This is a genomic window from Candidatus Planktophila sp. (genome assembly GCF_046070465.1).
In the GTDB taxonomy this organism is placed as follows: Bacteria; Actinomycetota; Actinomycetes; order Nanopelagicales; family Nanopelagicaceae; genus Planktophila.
The window spans coordinates 1-5,178 of sequence record NZ_JBJTMK010000081.1 but is presented as its reverse complement, the minus strand read 5'-3'; the positions used below and the strand labels follow the sequence as shown (position 1 = coordinate 5,178).

Annotated in this window: 6 protein-coding genes and 1 pseudogene; 2 read left to right on the top strand and 5 right to left on the bottom strand. The window is 48.9% G+C overall.

Going from position 1 to position 5,178, the window contains the following annotated elements; translation table 11 throughout:
- Positions 1 to 189 precede the first annotated feature (189 nt).
- Together ACKOVI_RS03620 and ACKOVI_RS03615 are read left to right on the top strand one after the other, a co-directional pair.
- Positions 190 to 483: a DUF3099 domain-containing protein gene (locus tag ACKOVI_RS03620; RefSeq protein WP_509602667.1), complete on the top strand. Its 294-nt coding sequence runs from the start codon at positions 190 to 192 to the stop codon at positions 481 to 483.
- The gene (locus ACKOVI_RS03615; protein ID WP_509602666.1) at positions 476 to 1,201 is read left to right on the top strand and encodes an SURF1 family protein; all 726 of its coding nucleotides are present in this window, start codon (positions 476 to 478) and stop codon (positions 1,199 to 1,201) included. Before ACKOVI_RS03620 ends, ACKOVI_RS03615 begins: the two co-directional genes overlap by 8 nt.
- Here ACKOVI_RS03615 and ACKOVI_RS03610 read toward each other — a convergent pair.
- The 5 genes and pseudogenes from ACKOVI_RS03610 to sufC form a co-directional block, all read right to left on the bottom strand.
- Positions 1,163 to 3,028, bottom strand: coding sequence for an ABC transporter ATP-binding protein (locus ACKOVI_RS03610; RefSeq protein WP_509602664.1), 1,866 nt, complete (start codon positions 3,026 to 3,028; stop codon positions 1,163 to 1,165). The two genes, ACKOVI_RS03615 and ACKOVI_RS03610, sit on opposite strands and share 39 nt — an antisense overlap.
- A gap of 10 nt (positions 3,029 to 3,038) precedes the next feature.
- On the bottom strand, positions 3,039 to 3,350 hold the full coding sequence (locus ACKOVI_RS03605) for a metal-sulfur cluster assembly factor (protein ID WP_509602663.1): 312 nt from the start codon (positions 3,348 to 3,350) through the stop codon (positions 3,039 to 3,041).
- Positions 3,351 to 3,359: 9 nt separating this feature from the next.
- Positions 3,360 to 3,806 (bottom strand): Fe-S cluster assembly sulfur transfer protein SufU, encoded by a 447-nt coding sequence (gene sufU, locus ACKOVI_RS03600; RefSeq protein WP_509602662.1) that lies wholly within the window; start codon positions 3,804 to 3,806, stop codon positions 3,360 to 3,362.
- Positions 3,806 to 5,053 carry a cysteine desulfurase gene (locus tag ACKOVI_RS03595; RefSeq protein ID WP_509602660.1) on the bottom strand — a complete coding sequence of 416 codons (1,248 nt, stop codon included), beginning with the start codon at positions 5,051 to 5,053 and terminating at the stop codon, positions 3,806 to 3,808. The genes sufU and ACKOVI_RS03595 overlap by 1 nt, the downstream gene beginning before the upstream one ends.
- Positions 5,054 to 5,055: 2 nt before the next feature.
- Positions 5,056 to 5,178, bottom strand: a pseudogene (gene sufC / locus ACKOVI_RS03590) (Fe-S cluster assembly ATPase SufC); the annotation flags it as partial.

Below are 5,178 nucleotides of genomic sequence, written 5' to 3'. Positions count from 1 at the left end.
GATAGGTAATGACTACGCGATGGCCCGCCTCTTTGAGGGATTGTGCAATAGCTAGGCCGATGCCTCTATTCCCACCAGTGACTAAGGCAATTGAAGAGTTCTCGCTCATGAGAGGAAACTTACCCGTTACTTCCGCGTAAGTACGATTTTCAGTGTGCCTTTATCTCTCGCGCCTCATACTCTTACCTCATGAAACCCTCCAAGAAGAGCCCCAAAGCGAGCCCTGAGAGTTTCTCTATTACCTCTGCCCCGAAGAGCCTGAAGAACGATCTTGCCTCTCGGCAGAAGAGATATCTGATCTCAATGATTATCCGCACCATCTGTTTCTTGCTGACTGTGGCGCTTCCAAGTCCATATCGATGGTTCGCACTTGTCGGTGCCATGTTCTTGCCGTATATCGCTGTTGTTATCGCTAACGCCGGTCGCGAAACTGTCATACCTGGTGCAAATATCTTAAGTAAGAGGCCACGCGGAATTGAATAAGAAAGAAAGTTATTCACTCCTTAAAACCCTTTTTGCACTCCTTCTGATCGCTGGATGTTTATGGGCAGCTCAGTGGCAACTCCACCGAGGCATAGCTCGCCACGATCGCAATGCACAGATAGCGTCACATATTGATTTGCCTGTTAAGCCTCTAGCGAGCGTTTCCGGAAGGCCGGAAGAGAACGAGTGGCAGAGAGTTTCCGTTACCGGATCCTTCGACCCTGGACGACAAATTCTGCTGCGGAATCATTACTTTGAAGGAAAATATGGATTTGAGATTCTGACCGCTTTCACATCAATGGCTGACGAGAAGTTCTGGGTCGATCGAGGATGGATTCAAGCTGGAGCCACTGCAACAGAACGGCCCGATATTCCTGCTTTGCCCGATGGTGAAGTCACGATTGTTGGACGAATTCGCCTTGATACGTCGCTACCTCAGGGCAACTTCTTTGCGATTCCGAGCGGCAAGAGTAATGGCTTAATTTCTGAAGCGAATGCTCAATCGAGCAATATCCAAACAGGGATTCAATCTGATTTTTACCTTGATTTAATTTCAGGTAGCCAACCAGAACTCACACCTGCCGTAACTGCAGAAGTTCCCGAACTATCTGACGGCCCTCACTTTGCATATGCCTTGCAATGGGTGATCTTCGCAGGGCTGGTTGTATATGGGCGTTTCTTAATTCGTCGTGAGGTCTTGTCTCGAGAAAAGATCTGAGTAAAGACCAGAGGCTTTCATCAATTCTAGGTGAGTACCTCGTTCAACAATCTTGCCATCGCTGACTACAAGAATCTGATCTGCATCCATCACGGTGCTTAAACGATGAGCAATCACGAGAGATGTTCTACCTACGAGCGCAGTCTTCAGCGCCTCCTGTACTAACTCTTCATTCTCTGAATCCAAATGAGCAGTAGCTTCATCAAGAATCACAATGGCAGGGGCCTTAAGAAGCATGCGCGCAATTGCCAAGCGCTGCTTCTCTCCGCCAGATAAACGATGACCTCGCTCCCCCACCATAGTGTCCAACCCATTAGGGAGACTTTCGATGAGGTTCCAAATTTGCGCTGACTTACATGCTGCGATGAGTTCGGAATCTGTGGCATCACTCTTTGCATAGCGTAAATTTTCAGCGATAGTTTCATGGAAGAGATGCGGATCTTGTGCAACTACTCCGATCTGATCACGGAGAGATTGAAGAGTGAAGTCGCGGATATCTCTTCCATTAATAGAGATAGAGCCGGATGTGACATCGTAGAGGCGAGGCATGAGCGCAGAAAGTGTCGTCTTTCCGGCACCCGACGGTCCGACGATGGCAGTGAGGGTTCCGGCCTTAGCGGTGAATGAGATACCTTTGAGAATTTCTCCGCTCTCAACAAGCTCTTTCTTGGCTACGGACTCGAGAGATGCAAGCGAGATTTCATCTGCTGTGGGGTAACTAAAGTGAATGTCATTGACAACAATCTCTGCACTTCCTGGGTGAAGCTCAATAGCTCCAGGCTTCTCTTTCACCATTGGGTGGAGATCGAGTACCTCAAAGATTCTCTCAAAAGAAACGAGAGAAGTCATAACTTCTACGCGGACATTTGAGAGCGCAGTGAGCGGACCATAGAGGCGGGCCAACAGTGCAGTTAGAGCAAGAAGTGTTCCTACTGAGATCGAACCATTGATTGCCATATGTCCACCGAAGCCATATGCAACAGCAGTTGCAACTGCGGCTACGCTGGTCAACGAGGTGAAGAAGAGTCTGTTGAGCATCCCCATGTGAATGCCAATATCAGCAACTTTACGAGCACGAGCGGAGAAGAGTTTTGCTTCTTTCTCGGGTTCGCCGTAGAGAGATACGAGTATTGCTCCCGATACATTGAAGCGCTCAGTCATTGTGCTCGACATCTTTGCATTGAGATCAAATGATTCACGGGTCAACTGTTGAATCTTGCGGCCTACCCATTTAGTGGGATAAATGAAGAGTGGGAGCAGTACTAGAGCAATGACGGTGATTTGCCACGAGAGGACAAACATCGTGCCGGCTACAAGAATAAGAGTAAAGCCATTGCTTACAACACTCGACAACGTGGAAGTAAATGCCTGCTGTGCACCCATCACATCTGAATTGAGGCGCGAAATCAGGGCGCCAGTCTGTGTACGAGTGAAAAAGGCAACGGATTGTCGCTGCACGTGAGAGAAGAGCTGAGTGCGCAAATCAAAGATTAAGCCTTCACCAATGCGTGCAGAGAACCAACGACCAATGAGGTTAAAGAGAGCATCCAGAACTGCAAGTCCGCCAACAGCGAGTGCCAGCTGTGTCACGAGGGCAGCATTCTTAGGAATAACGGCTTCGTCGATTAACTTACGAAGAATCAACGGTGTACTGATAATTAAGATTGCATCAATGATGACTGTAATCAGAAAGAAGAGGATCTGTTGCTTGTAAGGAGATGCGTATCCGATGATGCGTTTAAGTGTGCCTGGTTTGAGCCTTTGAGATTTAACTGATGGGTCTGCGGTCATTGACCGCATCGCCATCCACACTGCATGCTGGCTCATTGAGGGTTACTTAGACAGTAAAGCCGAGTGCGCGAAGTTGTTCACGTCCATCATCGGTGATTTTGTCAGGACCCCAAGGTGGCATCCACACCCAGTTGATTCGTACATCATCGACGAGTGGGGCAAGTGCTTGACGAGTTTGATCTTCAATCACATCCTGAAGTGGGCATGCTGCAGATGTAAGAGTCATGTTGAGAACGGCAATATTATTTTCATCGACCATTGCATCATAGATAAGGCCGAGGTCAACAACGTTGATACCTAGCTCTGGGTCAACGACATCCTTCATCGCCTCAGTTACATCGTCAACTTGTGCAGTCATATCCGTATCCTACTTCTCTTCCTTACTGTGCGCCTGCACAGAAGCATCTTTAAAGGCCATCCAACCCAGAAGCGCACATTTAATTCGCGCTGGGTACTTTGATACTCCGGCTAGCGCTACAGCATCCTCGAGCACATCTGCATTCCCTTCGCCAGATCCCTTACTCTGCATTAAATGCAAGAAATCCTCTGATATCGCATTCGCCTCTGCTAGCGATTTTCCTGCGAGGAGATCGCTCATGATGGAAGTACTTGCCTGGGAGATTGAACATCCCACGCCCTCCCAATTGATAGAAAGGATTTTGTCACCATCGAGCTTTACTCCAAGAGTTACCTCATCACCACAACTTGGATTGACGTGGTGCACCTGCGCATCGTTATCTGACTTGAGGTGCTTATTCTGGGGATTCTTATAGTGATCAAGAATCACTTCTTGATAGAGGTTATCGAGCTGCATTATCGACCAAAGTATTTCTGTGCATCGAGAATTCCGGCAACGAGTGCATCGCAATCCTCTTGAGTGTTGTAGAGATAGAGAGAAGCGCGTGTAGTTGCAGCCACTCCCATTTTGCGGTTGAGAGGCCATGCGCAGTGATGCCCTGTGCGGACTGCGATTCCTTGGTTATCTAAGAATTGACCTAAGTCATGTGGATGAATATCGCCGAATGTAAATGAGACTGATCCGCCGCGAGATTGCGTACTCGTCGGTCCCACAACTGTTAATCCATCAACGTGTGCAAATTGCTCGAGAAGGTACTTGGTCAGTGAGAGCTCATGAGCATGGATTGCATCCATACCGATGCGCTCGAGATAGGCAAGCGCTGCGCCAAGTCCTGCCGCCTGCGCCATGTTAGGTACGCCTGCTTCAAACTTGCGTGGCGCTGGTGCCCACGTTGCACCCGTCATCGTGACAGTTTCAATCATTGAACCGCCGGTGAGAAATGGAGGAAGCTCGGCAAGAAGTTCGCCTCTCCCCCACATCACACCAACTCCCGTCGGACCTACAGCCTTATGGCCCGAGAAGACAAGAAAGTCAACGCCTAGTTGTGCGACATCAATTGCCATGTGAGGCACGGATTGGCAAGCGTCGAGCACAACGACTGCACCGACCTCATGCGCACGCGCCACAATTGCGTCCAGAGGGTTGATTGTTCCGAGAACGTTGGACTGATGCGTCAATGTAACAACTTTCGTCCTCTCGGTGATGATTGAATCTATCGCAGATAAATCGAGGCGACCTTCTGGCGTGACATCAAACCAAGAGAGAGTTGCTCCGGTTCGAGATGCAAGCTGCTGCCAAGGAATGAGATTTGCATGATGTTCCATCTCAGTAACTACGATTCCATCGCCAGCGCTAAGGTGAAAACGATTTCCCTGAACGGCATTTCCCATCGCGTAGGCGATGAGGTTGAGTGATTCGGTCGCGCTCTTTGTGAAGACAACTTCATCGGAAGATGCACCTATGAACTGTGCGACGATTTCTCGGGCACCTTCATAGATATCAGTAGCTTCTTCTGCTAACTGATGAGCACCTCTATGTACTGCAGCGTTGTGTAGGCGATAAAAATCGAGCTCTGCGTCAATGACAACCTGTGGCTTCTGGCTTGTTGCACCGGAATCTAGGTAGACAAGTCGCTTGCCATCGCGGATTCTCCGATCAAAGATCGGAAAATCCTTACGAATCGCGAGAGCATCGAAAGTCATTCTTAAGCGCCTACGTACTCCGCATAACCATTAGCTTCAAGCTTTTCAGCAAGCTCTGGCCCACCTTGTTCGACAACTTTTCCAGCTGCGAATACGTGAACGAAATCTGGCTGGATATAACGCAA